At 34.7% G+C, this 18,865-nt stretch carries 13 protein-coding genes and 3 pseudogenes; 10 read left to right on the plus strand and 6 right to left on the minus strand.

The genetic code is table 11. The features are described from left to right. The first annotated feature begins 215 nt into the window (after positions 1-215). The 3 genes from LEP1GSC059_RS02095 (at position 216) to LEP1GSC059_RS02105 (ending at position 2,582) form a co-directional block, all read left to right on the plus strand. The gene (locus LEP1GSC059_RS02095; RefSeq protein WP_017215348.1) at positions 216-1,184 is read left to right on the plus strand and encodes a Gfo/Idh/MocA family protein; all 969 of its coding nucleotides are present in this window, start codon (positions 216-218) and stop codon (positions 1,182-1,184) included. A gap of 24 nt (positions 1,185-1,208) precedes the next feature. Further along, complete coding sequence (locus tag LEP1GSC059_RS02100) at positions 1,209-1,757, plus strand: YqgE/AlgH family protein (protein ID WP_002178122.1); 549 nt, start codon at positions 1,209-1,211, stop codon at positions 1,755-1,757. Positions 1,758-2,294: 537 nt separating this feature from the next. After that, positions 2,295-2,582 (plus strand): hypothetical protein, encoded by a 288-nt coding sequence (locus LEP1GSC059_RS02105; protein WP_017215347.1) that lies wholly within the window; start codon positions 2,295-2,297, stop codon positions 2,580-2,582. Between the two features lie 670 nt (positions 2,583-3,252). On the opposite strand, the gene LEP1GSC059_RS02110 is transcribed toward LEP1GSC059_RS02105, so the two are convergent. Further along, positions 3,253-5,790: an ABC transporter permease gene (locus tag LEP1GSC059_RS02110; protein WP_017215346.1), complete on the minus strand. Its 2,538-nt coding sequence runs from the start codon at positions 5,788-5,790 to the stop codon at positions 3,253-3,255. After that, positions 5,787-6,569 carry an ABC transporter ATP-binding protein gene (locus LEP1GSC059_RS02115; protein ID WP_020980217.1) on the minus strand — a complete coding sequence of 261 codons (783 nt, stop codon included), beginning with the start codon at positions 6,567-6,569 and terminating at the stop codon, positions 5,787-5,789. Before LEP1GSC059_RS02115 ends, LEP1GSC059_RS02110 begins: the two co-directional genes overlap by 4 nt. 478 nt (positions 6,570-7,047) lie before the next feature. Between LEP1GSC059_RS02115 and leuS the strand changes: the two genes are divergently transcribed. Next, on the plus strand, positions 7,048-9,639 hold the full coding sequence (gene leuS, locus LEP1GSC059_RS02120; protein WP_017215345.1) for a leucine--tRNA ligase: 2,592 nt from the start codon (positions 7,048-7,050) through the stop codon (positions 9,637-9,639). 302 nt (positions 9,640-9,941) lie between these two features. Then, positions 9,942-10,123, plus strand: a pseudogene (locus LEP1GSC059_RS24785) (IS481 family transposase); the annotation flags it as partial. 82 nt (positions 10,124-10,205) lie between these two features. On the opposite strand, the gene LEP1GSC059_RS02130 reads toward LEP1GSC059_RS24785, so the two are convergent. Next, a complete protein-coding gene (locus LEP1GSC059_RS02130; RefSeq protein ID WP_036056919.1) occupies positions 10,206-10,640 on the minus strand; it encodes a hypothetical protein in 435 nt (144 codons plus the stop codon). A 147-nt stretch (positions 10,641-10,787) separates the two neighbouring features. Then, positions 10,788-10,979 (minus strand): hypothetical protein, encoded by a 192-nt coding sequence (locus LEP1GSC059_RS02135; protein ID WP_020980237.1) that lies wholly within the window; start codon positions 10,977-10,979, stop codon positions 10,788-10,790. A gap of 362 nt (positions 10,980-11,341) precedes the next feature. Here LEP1GSC059_RS02135 and LEP1GSC059_RS20665 point away from each other — a divergent pair. The 4 genes and pseudogenes from LEP1GSC059_RS20665 to LEP1GSC059_RS02150 all read left to right on the plus strand — a co-directional run. After that, positions 11,342-11,563: pseudogene (locus tag LEP1GSC059_RS20665) on the plus strand (integrase core domain-containing protein); the annotation flags it as partial. A 197-nt stretch (positions 11,564-11,760) separates the two neighbouring features. Beyond that, positions 11,761-11,885 (plus strand): annotated as a pseudogene (locus LEP1GSC059_RS22720) (integrase core domain-containing protein); the annotation flags it as partial. A 153-nt stretch (positions 11,886-12,038) separates the two neighbouring features. Next, on the plus strand, positions 12,039-12,338 hold the full coding sequence (locus LEP1GSC059_RS02145) for a type II toxin-antitoxin system Phd/YefM family antitoxin (protein WP_017215339.1): 300 nt from the start codon (positions 12,039-12,041) through the stop codon (positions 12,336-12,338). A gap of 2 nt (positions 12,339-12,340) precedes the next feature. Continuing rightward, positions 12,341-12,787 (plus strand): PIN domain-containing protein, encoded by a 447-nt coding sequence (locus LEP1GSC059_RS02150; protein ID WP_017215338.1) that lies wholly within the window; start codon positions 12,341-12,343, stop codon positions 12,785-12,787. Positions 12,788-14,146: 1,359 nt separating this feature from the next. Here the strand turns inward: LEP1GSC059_RS02150 and LEP1GSC059_RS02155 are convergent. Both LEP1GSC059_RS02155 and LEP1GSC059_RS02160 read right to left on the minus strand, forming a co-directional pair. Next, positions 14,147-16,372 carry a carbonic anhydrase gene (locus tag LEP1GSC059_RS02155; protein WP_020980204.1) on the minus strand — a complete coding sequence of 742 codons (2,226 nt, stop codon included), beginning with the start codon at positions 16,370-16,372 and terminating at the stop codon, positions 14,147-14,149. A 40-nt stretch (positions 16,373-16,412) separates the two neighbouring features. Continuing rightward, positions 16,413-16,730: a hypothetical protein gene (locus LEP1GSC059_RS02160; RefSeq protein ID WP_002178087.1), complete on the minus strand. Its 318-nt coding sequence runs from the start codon at positions 16,728-16,730 to the stop codon at positions 16,413-16,415. 779 nt (positions 16,731-17,509) lie between these two features. On the opposite strand from LEP1GSC059_RS02160, the gene LEP1GSC059_RS02165 reads away from it, so the two are divergent. Next, complete coding sequence (locus LEP1GSC059_RS02165) at positions 17,510-18,658, plus strand: DUF1577 domain-containing protein (RefSeq protein WP_020980256.1); 1,149 nt, start codon at positions 17,510-17,512, stop codon at positions 18,656-18,658. Positions 18,659-18,865: the final 207 nt, after the last annotated feature.

The following is an 18,865-nucleotide window of genomic DNA, read 5'->3' on the forward strand; positions in this document are numbered from 1 at the left end:
TTATTTTATGATGATCACAAAACTAAAACTCCATGTAGAAATTGAATTGGACGATCGTTATTTTCGGGTTTTATAGAAGTTATTTTAAAGTGAATTCTAAAACTTATCTATTTCTGAGTGAAGACAAAAGAAATTTTTAGAATAAACCTTTGTAAAAAATTGAGAAAACATTTCTCGAATAACGCGCATTCATCGCGCAACTAAAAGGAAGTATTATGACAGAAAGAGTTAAACTCGGCGTGATCGGAACCGGTCATATGGGCCAGTACCACGTAAACGTTGCCAAAACCCTTAACGACGCTACCCTAGTTGGAATTTACGACTCGGATTTAGAAAGAGCAAAACAAATCGCAGAAAAACACAAAACTTTGGCGTTCTCCACAATCGACGAGTTAATTTCAAAAACGGATGCAGTTGTAATTGCAGTTCCTACTTTTTTACATCATGAAATTGCCAAAAAAGCATTAGAAGCCAACAAACACGTATTAGTTGAAAAACCCATTGCCGAAACTACCAAACAAGCCAAGGAACTCGTAAAAATCGCCGGAGAAAAAAATCTGGTCCTTCTCGTAGGTCACGTCGAAAGGTTTAACGGAGCAGTATTAGAATTAAGTAAAATTGTAAAAGATCCTTTGTTGATCGAATCGAGGAGATTGGCTCCTTCTAATCCTAGAACCAAAGACGTCGGAGTTGTCCTAGACATGATGATTCACGACATTGATATTGTGTTGAATCTGGTAAATTCTCCAGTTAAAAAACTTTCCGCCTCTGGCACAAAGGTATCATCCGATCACGAAGACGTAGCAAATGTGTTACTTGAATTCGAAAACGGATGTCTCGCAAGTATTACTGCATCCAGAGCAACTCAAGCGAAAATTAGAACTTTAAATATCACCCAGAAAGACGTCTATATCATGCTCGATTTTACGGATCAGGAAATCGAATTACATAGACAAGCCACTTCGGACATTCTTCTTTTATCCGAGGAGATCAAATACCGCCAGGAATCGATCGTAGAAAAAATATTCGTTCATAAAGACAATCCCCTCAAACAAGAACATGAACATTTTATTCGTTGTATCAGAAAAGAAATAGAACCTACCGTAAATAGGAATTCGGACGTTTCTACTTTAGAAATCGCTTATCAAATTCTTTCGGAAATTCACGGAACTTCTAATAAATAATCCGGTCTAAAGTTGGTTTAAAGTATGGAAGAAAATTACAGCGGTAAAATTTTAATCTCCAATTCTTCGATCGTCATGGATTATTTTAATCGAACCGTCATTCTGATGGTAGAACACGATAACCAAGGAGCCTTCGGTTTAGTTCTTAATAAAAGACAAGAGGCGTCTATAGGAGAAGTAATCCAAGGTATTCCAAAACACGTTAGTCGAAATTTACTTATCTATTCAGGTGGTCCGGTAGATCCTACGTTTATTTCCGTATTACATGAAGACAATAAAATTTCCCAACCCGGAATCGAGATAATTCCAGGTTTATATCTTGCTAGAAGTTTTGATACTCTTCTAGAATTATTAGAATCCTCTTCTAAATTTCACGTATTCCAAGGGTATTCCGGTTGGGGTGCGGGCCAATTGGAAACAGAAATGAATCGCAAATCTTGGGTAATTCACGAAGCCTCTAAAGACTTTGTCTTAAATCAAGATCCTGAAACTACATGGCAAGAAGCTCTCAAAAGTAAAGGTGGAATTTACAAATACTTTGTAGAACACACTAAAGATCCTATGTTAAATTAACGTGAATCCGATTTAGATTGCCTTTTATCTAAAAGAATTTTATATCCCAAAACCTTGGATCCTAAGAACTCAACTTCGTTTCTAAAAAGCGTTCTGAACTCAGCACAATGTTTTTTATAATTGCAGTGTTATTGATCCCTATGACGTAAATTTTCATTACAACGTACTCATTCAGTGCAAAAATACTGGAAATTTATTATATAGTCAACGCGAAGGGGAAGCGATGCGGGAGAACTAAAACCGCGCGCTCAAACTCAGTGTCTCGCTGCTTATGGTAGCCGAATTCTCCCAGGTTTTTTACTTCTAACTCACGTTAGTTGTGAGTTGATCACCAAACAATGATTTTATGCAGAAGTTTGTTTTTAAAATCATTACCTTCGAATGATAGAGATTTCTTAAAAGAAATTGTTTATCTAAAATTTGCAGAATAAAACTCATCGATTCAAATCTTTTAAAATTTTAAATCAGTCCTTAAATCTTTTTAACCTTTACAACAAAGTTAAAACTTTTAAGATCAATCCATCAAGGGGTTAAGGTATGAAAAAATTTCAAAGCCTGTTTTTTATTTTCACGATTTTAATTTCTTTATTTCTGATTGAAGATCTTTCCGCAGACGGTTGTTATATTTGTACTTCCGGTTCCACGGATCTTTGCAGAGATTATTGCAGATACACCGGTTCCGATACGTTTGATAACAGAAAAAAATGTCAAGACAAAGGTTGTAAAGTAGGTGGCACCGCTTCTTGTCCTACGGCTTCTAATTATAAGGTTTGTTCCGCTCAAATAAACGTTTTGACACCTGAACTTTTCGTCTCAAATCGATAAGGTTCTCAATCAATAGAGTTGTTGAAAAAATTCAAGTTTAACAAAACTGCTTCTGTCAACCGTCTCCGTAAAACAGATGGAGAATTAGCTTTTCAACAACTTTAATATAAAAAAAATCTAAAATAGACGAAAGCGATCCGTTTTAACGATACTTTCGTCTTTTTGAATCGTTGTACTTAAAATTCTATCCTGTTTAAAAACGCAATTTCGGTGCCTGGGAGTTTTTTTCTAAAAGTAGTAGTTCCTACATTTTATTTTTGAAAATCAAGGTTCTTTTACTCGAAGAATGATTGAGTTTTCAAAGTTTTACTGTGAAATCTTAATTTGCAGTAGTTCCCACAGATTAAGTCACATTACAAATTTTTAAACATTCACTTTTGCAATTTAATTTTCATATGAGTTCCCACATTTATTTTTACGGAAAAATCAAAAAGGACATAAAATTTCGCACAAAAGAAATGATACAAAATAACGTAAGTTCTTCGGCCTTAGAAATCCATAATTCATTTTTCTGCAAAAAGTTAGGATTTGAACTTTACAAATCAATTTCTAAATGTGGGAACTACTGCAAATCGCGATTTTACAAACAAATTCTAAAGTTGTAAAAGTACATTAAAAAAATTTTTCTAATTTTCTTCACGAATTCGCGTTAAAATAACAAAACTAAATTTTAAATCGCCTTCATAAAACTAACTGGAGGATTTTTCCATTCTCCTTTTAGGTTCAGATAATAAACCGAAGTAGTTGCAAAAATCGTAAAGATATAAACAAACAAGTATTCAAAAAATGGATAGGACATCTCTATTTCTAAAATCTGTTTACCTATCAAAACACTTGCAATCCAAGCCAAAAACAAAGCCAACAAAAACGAAAATGTACCTAAAAGAATTCCTTCCCACAAAAAAACCTTTTTCAAAAAAACAGAAGTCCCTCCTATAATACGCAACAAAGTAGTTTCTTCGATTCTTTCTTTACGGCTTGAATTTAAAGCGGTTAAAACGAGTAATAAAGAAGCGCCTAAAATCAGCCCGGTCATCAACCGAATCGTAAATGAAATTTTTTCCAAAATTCCTAAAAATGAACGCACAGCCTTATCCGTATCGATGATCGTTAAATTCGGGTATTTAGAAATCAAATTCTTTTGAAGATCATATCTTTTTTCTTCCGATTCAATTCTTAAAGAACTCAAATAATAACTAGGCGCTTTTTCCAAAATTCCTTTGGAAAACAAAACCACAAAGTTAGGCCTCATATCCGCCCAGTTTACAGTCCTAAAATTTCGTATAACACCTGTTACTTCCACTCCACCAACTAAAAACGAAAGGCTGTCTCCTAAGTTGACTTTCAGATATGTGGAAAATTCTTTTTCGATTGAAATCTGATCTTCTTCTCCTCTTCTCCAAAAATCTCCATCTACTATTTTTTCTGTAGGATACGGTTCATTTCTATAAGAAAGAAAATATTCTCTCGTCCTGGCGGTGGATCTCCAATCCCTTCTTAACGCGGAAGATTCAGTTTCGTCTTTTTTAACAGCCTCTCCGTTGATCTTAGACAATCTCGCTCCAATTACGGGGGCAACAATCAACTTCTCGGCTCCAAATTCCTTAGCGACTTCCTCAAAATGTTCTTTTTGTTCGGCTCTAATATCCAAGACAAAAAGATTGGGTCTTCTTTCTTTGTCTTTGGCTCCGCTATATTCTAAAAGACTTTCACTTACGATCAAAGATAAAAGAAGAATAAACAGAGAACTTGTCAATCCTATGACCGAAAGGGAAAGAGAAGTCCCAGGCCTATCAAATTTACCAACAATAAACCGAGCGAAAGGAGAAAAGTCGTTTTGATCCCTGAATCTAGATACCAATATTCTAATTCCAGAATATACTAAAAATATGATCAATGGAAGAACTAGTAAAATAGAACATAAAATCAAACCTTTTAAGACGTTTTCCGTCTCCCACCAAGCCAAAGCGAAAAATAAAACAAATAGTATCGAATAACCCAAAATCTGAGTAATTCTAAATTTAGGAATTTGATTTGTTTCTTCCTGAAATTCTTGTTTGAGCGCAAGGATCGGTTTTAACGTTCTAATTTCGATCAAAGATTCAATTGAAGAAAAAAATGGAATCAAAACTCCAATCAAAAATCCCCAAAATAAGGAAGAAAATCCTATCGTAGGCTGAAAACTAAGTATCTCTTCTCCCGCTAAATCCGGAATCCATTTCAATAATATACTGCCAAATAATATTCCGAAAACAGACCCAATTAAAGAAAATAGAAATAATTCGCCCAATACAATCCAACTTACCGTTTTAGGACTTGCTCCCAAACATTTTAAAACCGCGATCGCTCCAGATTTTTCTCTAATGCCTGCTCGACTTACGAGTAAGATAGAAATTCCTCCTAAAAAAAACGCAGATAAACCGAGTAGGCTAAAAAAATCCAAAGTGTTGGTCAAAAATTTTCTAGAACCGGAATTGGTTTCTGTCGAATCATAAATAGTTAAGTCTTTTTGAATATACTCTTTAAAGTAATTTTCTTTATATTTTCCCGCAATCAGTGGATCTTTAAGTTTGACCGCAATCATATAACTGATCCTAGATCCTCTTTGTTCTAATCCAGTGGATACAAGAGATGAACCGGATATGATCGAAGTAGGAGCCATAGAAAGGAAACTTCCCGCAATGCCCGGCTCTTTGATTACCTTTCCTTTTAAAATAAAATCTCTTTCTCCGAGCGAAACAGAAGATCCAATCTTAAGTTTTAAATTTTTAATTAAACTTTCTTCGAGAAGAATTTCACCTTCTTTTAATTTACGATAAACACCTGCAGGTTCGGTTATGATTTCACCGTAATATGGAAACTTCCCAGACACGGTTTTAATCAAAGAAAGTGTAGTTTCGTCGTTTTCCTGATTACGAAGCATAGAAGCAAACTGCACGAGTTCAGAGGTTTTGGAGCCTTTTGGCAGCCTTTGAGACATAAACTCTTTTTGTTCCAGAGTAAACGGAGATGAAGATTGAACGAGCAGATCTGAACCCATTAAAGCTCGCGCTTCTTTTAAAATAGAACGACTTAATTCCTCTCTATAAGTGTGAATGGCAGTAACAGAACCGGTTCCGATAACAATCGCCAAAACGATCTGCAACGCGGAACTTTTTCTAGATCGAAAGTCGCGCGTTATGGATTGAATTAATAATTTAAATTTCATCTTTTTTTAGCAGAAACTTTTCTTTTTGTAGAAGTATGTTTGGATACGGACTTTTTTACTGAGGAAGGATTTTTCGGTTTATTTAAGGATTTTTTTTTCTTTCCATACATTTCTTTAATAATACGTCCATCATTCATTTCTAATATACGATCTGCAAGTTCCGCAACAGAACGATCATGAGTAACTACGATCAAAGTAGAAGATGTTTTTTGATTCAACTCTGCAAGTAAATTCATCACTGTTTCACCGTTTTTTTTATCCAAGTTAGCCGTAGGTTCATCTGCAAAAAGAATTTTAGGATTGTGTATAAAAGATCTTGCAATTGCGATCCTTTGTTCTTCTCCTCCAGAAAGTTGTCCTGGAAAGTTGGACGCTCTTTCTTTCATAGAAACTTTTTCCAACCAAGTCAAAGCTCGATCTTTAATTTCCGTAGAACTCAATTTCGAATTTAAAACGAGAGGTAACGATACGTTCTCTAACGCATTGAGAGATTTTATCAGCTGAAAATTTTGAAAGATAAAACCTATTTTCTCCCCTCTCAATCTAGCAAGTTCGTCTTCGTCTTTTTTAAGAAGTGGAATGTCGTCTAACATGATTTCTCCGCTGTCAGGACGATCTAAACCAGCTGAAATTGCAAGTAAAGTAGACTTTCCAGAACCGGAAGGCCCTATGATCGCTATGAATTCTCCCTCTTCGATCTGAAATGAAATGTCTTTTAACACTTCTATTTTTTTTCCGGAAACTAAATAAGACTTATTTAAATTTTTTACTTGTAACAAACCTAACACCTTTCCTTATCGGATTAAAAAAAGAAATAAATTTCCAAATGTTTTACTATCATAGATTGGAAACCCGCTTTTAAAAAAGTATTCCATTTAAAACAAAAGATTCGATTTTTTTTAAAAAAAATTCTACTGATTTCTGATCAACGTCGGCTAATTTTTTTTGACTCTAAACTACCTGGTTTTTATAACGTAATCTCCAATTCGCCGCGAAGGAATGTTGTTGGATCTCGTTTCTTCGCGGATTTATTGACACACTGTAAATAAAACAAAACTTTATGGATAAATCTGGGAGTAAAATGTATCTACTCGAAGAACAACAAACACAACCGAAAGGAGACCTCATCTTGATTTGCGCCGGATGCAGATCAAAAGTCGCACAACTTTACCAATATGATCTTTGTAAATCTTGTTTGAGTAAAACATTTCAAAGATTGATTAAGGTCATAGACTCAGTCAGAAAATAAGGATCGAAATGCAATATCCGTTTCAAGAAGTAGAATCTTTTTGGCAAAAATTTTGGGAAGAACATAAAAGTTTTCAAACAAACATCCGGTCTTCTAAACCGAAATTCTACTGCTTGGATATGTTTCCTTATCCTTCCGGAGCTGGACTACACGTAGGTCATCCGGAAGGATATACGGCAACAGACATTCTTTCCCGTTTCAAAAGAATGAAAGGTTTTGAAGTTCTTCATCCTATGGGTTGGGATGCGTTCGGACTTCCTGCAGAACGTTATGCGATGCAGACCGGAATTCATCCTGCGATCACTACAAAAAACAATATCGATAATTTCCGTAGGCAGATTCAGATGATAGGCCTTTCCTACGACTGGTCTCGTGAATTATCCACAACCGATCCGGATTATTATAAATTCACTCAGTGGATCTTTATCCAACTTTATCAATCCTGGTTTAATCCTGAATTGAATAAAGCGGAATCCATAAACGAACTCATCCGTAGATTTTCCAACCAAGGTTCAAGTGGTCTAGACTATAGACAATTCAACTCTGAAGAATGGAAAGAGTTTTCTCCGATCGAAAAAGAGAAAATACTTTCCGATTTTAGATTGGTTTATCAGGCAGAAATCCCTGTCAATTGGTGCGAAGGGCTTGGAACCGTTCTTGCAAACGAAGAAGTAGAAGAATGGGTCGGCAAAGGTTACGAAGTAGTTCGTAAACCGATGCGTCAGTATATGATGAGAATTACCGCATACGCCGACCGTCTTTTAGAAGACCTCAAACTAGTCGAGTGGCCGTCTTCTACTTTAGAGATGCAAAAAAATTGGATCGGCAAAAGCGAGGGGCTTGAGATCATATTTCCATTTCCAAAACCTCTGCAAAGCGGCTTAGAAGGGATCCGAATTTTTACCACAAGACCGGATACAATTTTTGGAGTGACTTACATGGTAGTAGCTCCGGAACATCCGATCGTTTCCGAAATAACAACTCCAGAACAAAAACAAAAAGTGGAAGAGTACCAAAAGGTTTCTTCTTTAAAAAGTGATTTGGATCGGATGGAATTGAATAAAGAAAAAACAGGAGTTTTCACAGGAGCTTTTGTTCTCAATCCTGCAGATTCTTCCCAAAAAATTCCAGTTTGGATCAGCGACTACGTGTTATACGGATATGGAACTGGAGCAATCATGGCAGTTCCGGCTCACGACCAAAGAGACTTTGAATTTGCAAAAACCTTTGGACTTAAAATTCTTCCGGTTATCGAAGGTGAAATTTCGGACGCGGCATTCGATTCTAAAACTTCTATTTGTATCAATTCTTCTTCTTCCGAAATTTCGATCAATGGATTGGACTATTCTTCTGCTTCTTCTAAAATTATTTCTTGGGCAGAATCCAAAAAGATCGGTAAGAAAAAAATACAATTTAAACTGAGGGATTGGCTATTTGCAAGACAGAGATACTGGGGAGAACCAATCCCATTGGTTCATTATCCTTCCGGTGTAACAAAGCCAATTCCGGAATCAGAACTTCCATTAGTACTTCCTAATTTAGAAGAATTTAAACCTTCTGGTACGGGAGAATCCCCCCTTGCACTCGCCAAAGATTGGCTTCAATACAAAGACCCCGAAACCGGAGAAATTGGAACGAGAGAAACAAATACTATGCCTCAGTGGGCCGGTTCTTGTTGGTATTATCTCCGTTATATCGATCCTAAAAACGGAAAGTTTCTTTGTGATCCCGAATTAGAAAAGAAATGGATGCCGGTTAATCTTTACGTTGGTGGTTCAGAACACGCAGTACTTCACCTTCTTTATTCTAGATTTTGGCATAAATTTTTATTTGATATCGAAGTTGTTTCTACCAAAGAACCGTTCGACAAACTGATCCATCAAGGTTTAATTTTAGGAGAAGACAAACGTAAGATGTCTAAATCTCTCGGTAACGTTGTCAATCCGGATGACGTAATTAGAGAATACGGCGCCGATAGTCTTAGGCTCTTTGAGATGTTTATGGGTCCTTTAGAAATGGTTAAACCTTGGAGCACCAGAGGTGTAGAAGGTGTATTCCGTTTTTTGAATAGAGTTTGGAGACTCTTTCATTCCGGTCCACAAGAATCTTTTCGTTTAGATGATATTGAACCTACTCCAGAAGAGCTGAAAATTCTTCATAAAACGATTCAAAAAATCAGCGAAGATATTCCAAATTTTTCTTTTAACACCGCGATTGCACAACTGATGATTTTTGTGAACGAATTTACTCCTTTAGAAAGAAGACCTAAAAAAGTTTTAGAATCTTTTATTCTTTTGTTGGCTCCGTTTGCTCCTCACATTGCAGAAGAACTTTGGAAACGTTCCGGTAAAACTAATTCCCTTTCTTATGAAAAATTTCCGGAAGCAGATCCTCAATATCTTGTTGAGTCTGAAATTTTAATCGTGGTCCAAGTCAACGGGAAGTTAAGAGATGAATTCAAAGCCCCTAAAGACATTTTACAATCGGACGCTATTTCGATGGCTAAAAATTTAGATAAGATCAAAGGAATTTTAGAAGGAAAAACAATTCGTAAAGAAATTTATGTTCCTGGAAAATTAGTCAATCTTGTGATTAGTTGAAGGGATGTAGGATTTGAAACATAGAAAAGTCAGCAATATCCTTGAGCTTTTCCACTCTTTCAAACAACTCTCTCTCGTTCCAAAAATAGAAGTCTTGTATATCTCTCTCTAAGGTATATTTTATTTTTCTAATATTTCTTTGTATATCCTTTACTCTCTCATATTCCTCGTCAATCGACTCACTTTTCATTGTTCAACCCATGACTTTTCGCATTCGTCTATCGTAGTATATGTTGCTCAAACATGTCGTTAAAACGAAGTTCCGGACACTCCCTATTTAAGTTTCACTGGGAAGGTGCATTGCAGTTGCTTTCAAGAAGAAGATACACAACTCAATTGAAAATTTGCAAAAGGATTTGGATCGATTCGTAGAACGAACGTATTAAGGCAAGTATTATTTTGGGAAAGCTCCGATACAAACATTTCTGACGCGAAAAAATTAGCTAAGAATAAACATCTCGATAACTTACAACTTTCGTTATAAACAGGAATGGAGTGTCTGGTCTTATCTTGACTATTGACTGCGCTAATAGAATCTTTCCGAATCACACTTAAAAAATCTAATATTATCTACTCTGCACGTCTTTACAAACCAAACTACCAATAAACGTGCCCATGTTAATGTCTGTCTTCCATCCAGTTTCTATCTCTTCGCATTTTACCAAGTCCAAATCGTCAGCACAATCAGAGATGTCTTTCGACTTATATCTATCATACAGACCGAAAGCTTCAAACCTTACAAATATCGTCGCCATTAAGAAAAATATATTGCCAGTTTCTTTCGAAAGTACGCGCATGTTCGGGTCCGGATTGTTGTCTTTTGGATCATAGGTATATTTTACAAATCCACAACTATACATCTTTATTAATATTCTTTCTGTTATGATTTGGTTTGCTTCGGCTCCTGAAATCGTTCCAGGCTCGTCAATCATACAATTTCCTTGGACCGAAATATATATTAATAAAAAAGAATATATAAATAGATAAATAAACCTTCTCATATCCATTTCCAATTTCTCTTATCTCTCCCTTTTTCAAAGGCTGTGCAGGTTCAAATCACAAAAAAAAGCCCGGTATTCACCGGGCAAATCCTTGCTGATCTTCACATTTTTAGTATTACGTTTTACTAAAGTTTAATAAACATAAACTCACATACGTTTAAAAAGCAATTCCTCAACCTTCTCCAAGTCCTCTGGGGGCACTTCTACTTTCACAAGTACGTCAGTAATCGGATCAAAATACACACACGTAACCTCAGGAAACCAAGGTATATCTACATACATCTTTTGACCCGTTACTTTGTTTCGTACTGCTTCACCCAACATGTAACTATTTTTCATTTCATTCTCCATCATATTTGCTTTTCTCAAAAATTAGGGTTCAACGTTAAAACGATTTGCTTCGTATATACTTAACGTTGTCAGCTTTTGCAAAAGTGATTCAATAAATATATTTTTAGCACAAAAAAGATCCTTGAATTAATTTGTGATTTAAGTACATTCATATATTCACAAATATGAACTCCTTTCCTATTTTTATGTCTATCACATTTTATGACGAAACTAAAAAAAATGTGTCAATATCCAAATGAACTTCGTGTTCTGTTTCTGACTTTCATTGGCTCTGGCTTTTTATCATAGAAAATCTTATCCTCGTCTTTCTCTGGAAATTTTCCCCGAAATAAGTTTTACATACTTTCAAAATTCTAAAAGTAAAATGGTTACTATTTTTGAAACTTGAGAAAAAGAAAGTTCGTCCCTACTTACTGGGAAAATACTATCATATCAAAGTTATGTTAGTAAACAATATTACTTGGGGTGCATCCAGAATTCATTCCGAACTTCTTTTACTTGGATACAATATTTCTCTATCTTCCGTTAAAAGAATCATTCGAAAAATTCAAAAACGAAATAATCCTTTCAAAGACAACCGCTTGTGGTGAAAAATCTAATTTAACGTGTAAATTCGGTATAACGCGAAAGGGATCGATGCGGGGTCGATAAATTGAAATCTACGATGATAAGTAGTATAACGTTCCTATATACAATTTATTGACCAGAGCTGAGAGCCCGGTCCGGCTGCTTATGGCAGCCGGATTCGCCCAGGTTTTCTTACGTCGAACTCACGTTAATTTATCAAACCAAAGAATATACAATTACAACTGCTTTCTGTAGAATTCAAACCATTTACGGGACTACTTTTTATCTCTCGTCTTCATTCATATCGCGTCCAGAAAAATTGTTCATCACAGGCGACGGTTTTTGGACTATGACACGTTAGGCGGAATAGGTTAAAATCCTTTGATTTTCACAAAATATATTTGAAAAAAAGGGTTCGCAATGGCTGCAATGCCGGAATACTGTGGTTGACATTGTAGCTACGGTGACTACTATTTTCTTATGAAGTCCATTGGGATCAAAGATTTAAAAAACAATCTTAGTAGTTACCTCGAATTTGTAAAAAAAGGGGAAACTATTATTATTTACGATAGGAATAACCCTATTGCCGAAATCAGAAAGTTTCTTAAAGCTGATAATAGAACTGACTTATTTATCAAAGAGGCTTCAGAAAATAATTCCCTCATTCCTGCGAAGCAGTTCAAAAAAATTAAATTCCGTAAATTTAGATCCTCAAAGACTATTTCAAAGACGGAAATTTCAAACACTTGGAAAACAATCTATAACGAAGAGAGAAATTAAATTTGGCTCTCTATATTGATAGTAGTTTTTTGCTAAACATTATTTATTCTGAGAATCATTTTGAAAAATATTTAGATATTTTCAATTCTGATCAAAACAAATTTAGCTCTATTATCCTGGAATTTGAAACTGTAAGATCCGTAAATGTCTTCTATAACGTCAAGAAAAAAGAATTAGGTAGGACTTGGCTAAATGAATCAGCATTAATACTTAATGATTTTATATCTCAAATTAATTTAAAAAATGTAGACTCTGATATACAATTGGAAATCAAAAAACATAAGAACGTTTTAGAGTTAAAAACTCTTAATGCTACTCATTTAGCTACTGCTATTTATATTAGGAAAATGATCTCAGAGAATCTAACTATCTGCACTTTGGATGATAAATTGAGAAATGTTTCTAAAAAATTCGAATTTAACTTACTTCCAAAAAGTATTAATAAATAACCCACTGCGGCTTCATTCGGAATCGCTAATGCGATCCTCCTGCGGCCATTTACTTTGTCACTCGGTTTGCAAGACGCTTGGTAACATAACCAACCACACAGTTGAAGAGGATTTTAGAATCAACGCACATTTTTCAAATATTCCGAAAAGAATGAGTCTTTTACTTGCAAAAAGTATGTTTTTCTAATAAATGAAAGTCTCTCAAACCTTTACACCTCCCAAAATTAGGGAAAACTCATGTAACACTTTCTATGGATCACGTTACAGTGAATGGAGTTAGTCGTAAAAGAATTCTTTGAAATAGGTTTCTTACAAACAGAAGAAAGAGTTGACGATTGATTTAAAGGCAGTCTACAAATATCCATCGGCAGAGATGTGAATATTAAGATTGTTATATAATGAAGAATATTGAACTATTTGAAACATAAAGTCGCGCAAAGAAGATAGAAAACTTAGGAGATCCATTAAAAAAGCTTCAAGAGATATTGGATTTTGAAATCTATCGAGAAAAATTTTAGAAAGTATGAATCGAAGTGAAACGGAAAAAGGAAGTCGATCACCTTACAATGCAGTTCTGATGTTTAAAATCGTAATATTATAAAAATTATATAATCTTTCAGATTACCAAACAGAGTTTCAGAGCAACGATCAACTCTCGTTTCAAAGATTTCTTGGAGTTGGGTAATACGAGAAACTACCGGATGAGAAGACGATATGGGTCTTTCGAGAAAGATGAATTCGAGAAGGCTTAGATAGAATTTTATTTTCAAAGTTAAGCTATTGGATTCAGAAATCAGAGTTTGAATTAAGAGAAGGTGCAATTCATTGATGCAACGATTATTAGCGTTCCCATTCAAAAATTCTTAATAAACATTTATCGAAAGTTCGTTCGAAAGTAAACACGTCTTTGCAAACATTAAATCCTTTGGTATTCGATGTCGAGGTTTGGCGAGAGCAGAGTTACAGATGTTTCTAAGCAACTTTGTTTACAATGTTCGTCGATTTCGTTTCTTATCAGGAGCAAACTATTACACCTGATTCTTGCTCGAGTTTCGTAAGATGATTGAAAAAGTTGGTCTCTTACGTTTTTGTTAAATCCTTACCCTTATTCTATCAGGATTTTAATGATTCATATAAATTTGCTGATCTATAACTCAGGTTTTTAGAGGTTCCCTAGTAAATATAAAGTCCTTGAAAAAAATAGTAAATTAAAAAAATCGTATGTAAGAAACCCCGCATATTTAAGAATAGAGTTGTTGAAAAATTCCATAGTGACGATCAACAAAACCGCTTCAATCAACCATTTCATGAAACCGAAACTAAGTGGCGAATTAATTTTTCAACAACTCTAATGAAGACTCAACGAGTTTCAAACTGATAACGAAAAATATCATAATCCCTGAAATCCTTATCAATGTCTATGTTTAGATCCAAAATTTTACCTTGTTTTAAATCATAAACCCAACCGTGAAGCTGAAGATCGTTACCTCGACTCCAAACGTTTTGAACGATGGTAGTCATACAAAGATTATAAACCTGTTCTCTAACATTCAATTCTACAAGCCTTTCGTGTTTTTCATTTTCATCTAAGATACAGGAAAGTTCCTTTCGATTCATACGATACACTTGTTTGATATGTCGTAACCAAGCATCAATCAAACCGTGATATTTTCCGTCTATCGCAGCTTTTACTCCGCCGCAACCGTAATGACCACAAACAACGATGTGTCTAACTTTCAAAACCTCAACAGAATATTGAAGGACCGACATTAAATTCATATCCGTATCAATTACTAAATTTGCGATATTTCTATGAACAAAAAGTTCTCCAGCGCTCGTTCCTGTCATTTCATTGACCGAAATTCTACTATCGGAACAAGAGATCAGAAGATACTGAGGAGTTTGACCTAATGCAAGATTCTTAAAATAATCTGGATCTTTAGAAAGTTTTTCCTCCACCCAAATTCGATTGTTTTCAAAAAGTTTTTGATAATCTTGCTGAAGAACTAAGTCCAAAGGTTTGTTCTGGATTTTTTCATAACTAGAAGTAACATCTATAATTTCCAATTTGATATTACGCGATCTGGCTACGATTTTAAAGTCTTCTATAATTTCCAAAACGTCTGGGTCAATGTATTTAGATTTAGAACCGTCGATAATCAAATGTGCGTTATCCGGAACCTTATCAAGTTTATACAACATACTAGATTTATTCAAAAAAGAAACATCTTCAGAAAGATCAATTTTCACTTCTACTCCGTAGGCCATTTCTTTTTTGTTAAATTCATAAGGGTTGAGAACATTCCTTCTCATAATAAAAAAAACGGAAAATAAACAACCGATACCAATTCCCACCAAAATATCAGTAAAAACGATTCCGACTAACGTAGCGATAAAGGGAAGAAACTGATCCATTCCTTTTTTATATTGCGCCTGTAGAATTTTGTAATCCGTAAGTTTATAACCTACTACCAAAAGTACCGCAGCCAAAGAAGCCAAAGGAATTTTTGCAATCCAAACAGGAATCAAAATCACGGAAACCAAAATCAGTAGACCGTGTAAAAACGCTGAAAATCGGGTTCTTGCCCCTGCGTGTAAATTTGCGGAGCTACGAATGATAACGGAAGTGATCGGCAGTCCGCCTAAAATCGCCGAACACAGATTTCCGGTTCCTTGAGCGACCAACTCTCGATTTTTAGATACAATTCTTCTTTGTGGGTCTAACTTTTCAATCGCGTCTAAATTTAGCAATGTTTCCAGACTCATCACAAGGCATAACTTGATAGCAATAAAATAGATCACCTGATTTTTCCATTGGGAAAAATTCGGAAAATAATCATCTTGAAATAGATCCAGAACTCCGTTCAACTGAATTGGTTGAATCAAATGTTCCCCACTTACTACGATGCCTAACTCAAAAATCCTAAACACTTCGTTTAACAAAACACCTACCACGATCGCAACCAAAGATCCATGTATTACAAATTTCTTATGTAACTTGAACTTCTCCCAAATTAAAATTAAAGCCAGAGCAACCGTAAACAAAATGACCGCGCCTGGTGTAAAACGGTAGAAGGCGGTTAAGATTTCTGAAAAAGTATTTTCTCGATCTTTCTGAAAAAATTCCATATCTCCTTCGTAATCAATATCATAACCTACCGCATGGGGAATCTGTTTTAAAATTAAGACAACTCCGATCGCGGCTAACATTCCCTTGACCACCGAAGAAGGAAAAAAACTACTCAGGATTCCAGATTTCAAAAAGCCTAATATAATTTGCAAAATTCCGGCCAGACAAAGAGCCAAAAGAAAATCATTAAAATTTCCTAATGTTTTAATGGAATCAAAAACAATCACGGTCAATCCAGCAGCCGGTCCGCTTACAGACAAAGGAGATTTACTAAACAGAGAAATTACAACTCCGCCAACGATGCCACTGATTAAACCGGAAACGATAGGCGCTCCCGAAGCAAACCCAATTCCTATACAAAGAGGGAGGGAAATTAAAAAGACCACTAAACCGGAAGAAAGATCGTGTCTTAAATTGTCCAAAGAAATACGAGGAAAATAATGTAAGATATTCATAATATACTCCTTCGGCTTAAAGCCGAAAATTTCGAAATTGTTAAATCGAAAAATGAAGTTTTTCCGGAGGTGGGTTTTCTATTTTCAAAACATAATACACGAGAATCAACTCGATTGAAGCGCCATAGTATGTAGTTTTCAAATCGTAATCGATTGCAAACTGATCTGTTTGAGATATCAAATCTTCTGATTTAAATTCTATCGTTTTTTCTTTTTCGGTTTCAGAAAATTGGTTTGCGACCAGCGAAAAATTTGAATCGTAAAACTGAAAATATACGATTGCAAAATAACAAATCAGAATCATTCCTAAAATAGAAAAAAATTTATCAAAAATTCCAAAACCTATAAAACGACCCATAAAAACACGTAAGTTCGACGTAAGAAAATTTGGGCGAATCCGGCTTGCCGCCGGCAGCCGGACCGGGCTCTCAGCTTTGGTAAATAAATTGCATAAAAGAAATGTAATACGATATTTCGACTTAAACTTCAATTTATTTACCTCGCATCGATCCCTTTCGCGTTCATTCACGTTAAAAAAAGAAAACTTTCCTGTTGTTTTGGAAAAAATTCAAATTACTTAAGTAACTTAAAAGTCTCATAATTAGAGTTCCATAGTTCAGATCAACAAAACTGCTTCAATCGATCGTTTTCATGAAACAAAAACCGATGGAGAATTAGTTTTTCAACAACTCTATTTTTCAAATAAAAACACTTTGAAGTTGCCTAGGAACGTAACGTTCTTTGAAATTCAAAATAACATTTTTTTTAAATACAATCGATTTCTTATTAAAAATTCGTCTTAATTTTCACGAAAACGTAGAAAGAAATTTAAATTCGATTTTTTTATAAGAATCTACGCAGATCTACTAAGCGTAAAAAATCAAAAACTAAGATCGCTTTATCTTTTATTTTATGCCGTCGTATCAAAATATACAAATCCCATCCTTGTTTGTCTAAATTTTAAAATTTGAATCCCTATTACATTCAATAAATTATTTTCTAGTTATTTTCAAGCATTTTTTAACATTATAATAAGCTTTATCTTTTTATAAATCGAATTTCTAATTTTTCGTTTACTGAATTTTTTCCAAAGAAGATAATCATCTAAAACAACTATCCTTAAAAGACACGTTACTGATGGAATATCTAGAAAAAACAGAAAGGGAAACGGACACGATCACTTCCGCCGAACAAAAGGATCACGTAATCACAAAGTATCTTTTAGAAAAGGAACTCGTTTTCAAAATCGATCCATTTGACAAAAAAGCCGTAATTAAAAAAGTTTTAGAAGAAGGTGAAAAAATAATCATACAAGTCGCAAACGAAGAGAATTTACCGAAAGAAAAATCTTTCATTCTTTATACGATTCTCGCTAAATACATCCAATTAGAATGTATCTTACTTCAAAAATTGGAAAATTCACTTTTTATAATTAAAGTAGAAAGACTTGCCATCGCGAAAAAAAACAGAGAAACTCAAAGATTTCAAGTTGAAGTGGACGATATGTATGTGACTAACATAGTCTCTTCCAAAACTGTAATCGAGGCGAATATGTTTAATATTCCTACCTTGGTTAAAGTAAATTTCGAAGACTTTAAAAACCGGCTCAAACAAAAAACAAACGATATTGTAAACATAGATACGTTCGGACCCGGTTTGAGTCATAAATTTGAAATCGTCAAAAGAACACTTAAATACCTTCTTTTAGAAAACACTCAAAATCCGAACTGTTATAAAAATAATTCCCCAGAAAGGATCCACTACGAAAAGGAAATAGACGACGATCTGGCTTCTTGTATGCAAGAATACAAAGATCAACAAATTATTTCTGAGCTGATCATTCCTATCATTTATATAAATCACTCGGAAGAACAAATTCCGATCGGTTATTTTTCTATACAGAGTAAGACACAATCTTTTACGGAAAAGGACGTACAGGAATTTCAAATTTTAGCAAAGGATATGATAGAAAGAATCAAAGAATCAAACACGGTCAAAACTTCGGAACAATTTTCAATCCTTGAAATTTCTAAAGGAGGGATTAGGATCAAAGTCGAAAACCCGCATTTGATCGAAACATTACCCAAACAAAACGATTTTATATTCGATATCTTTTTTAAAATGCAGGCTCCGTTTACGGTCCACGGTATAACTCGTTGGTTGGCCCTGAACGAAAACGGTCATCTCATTTTAGGACTAGAACTCGCAGGGAAATCTGATTTGCCAGGCGAAAGAGCTCGTTTCGAATCTAACATAGAACTTCTGGCTTCCAAAGAATTCACATAACTTAAATAATCCTATAGTCAATTTTTTCGTAAAGATCTGACCCGAGAACTTCTATAATTTTAGAAATAGACCTGCAAAATTCAGATTTGTAAAAATTCCTACATTTCGTTTTTTGCATAAAGATTGGTTTTATAAAGTGAACTTTTACACCAAACGTACGTTAGATATTCTTTCAAAAAAATGAATAATCTAACGTAAGCTCGACAT

Origin of the sequence: Leptospira noguchii serovar Panama str. CZ214 (assembly GCF_000306255.2) — a bacterium.
GTDB lineage: Bacteria > Spirochaetota > Leptospiria > Leptospirales > Leptospiraceae > Leptospira > Leptospira noguchii.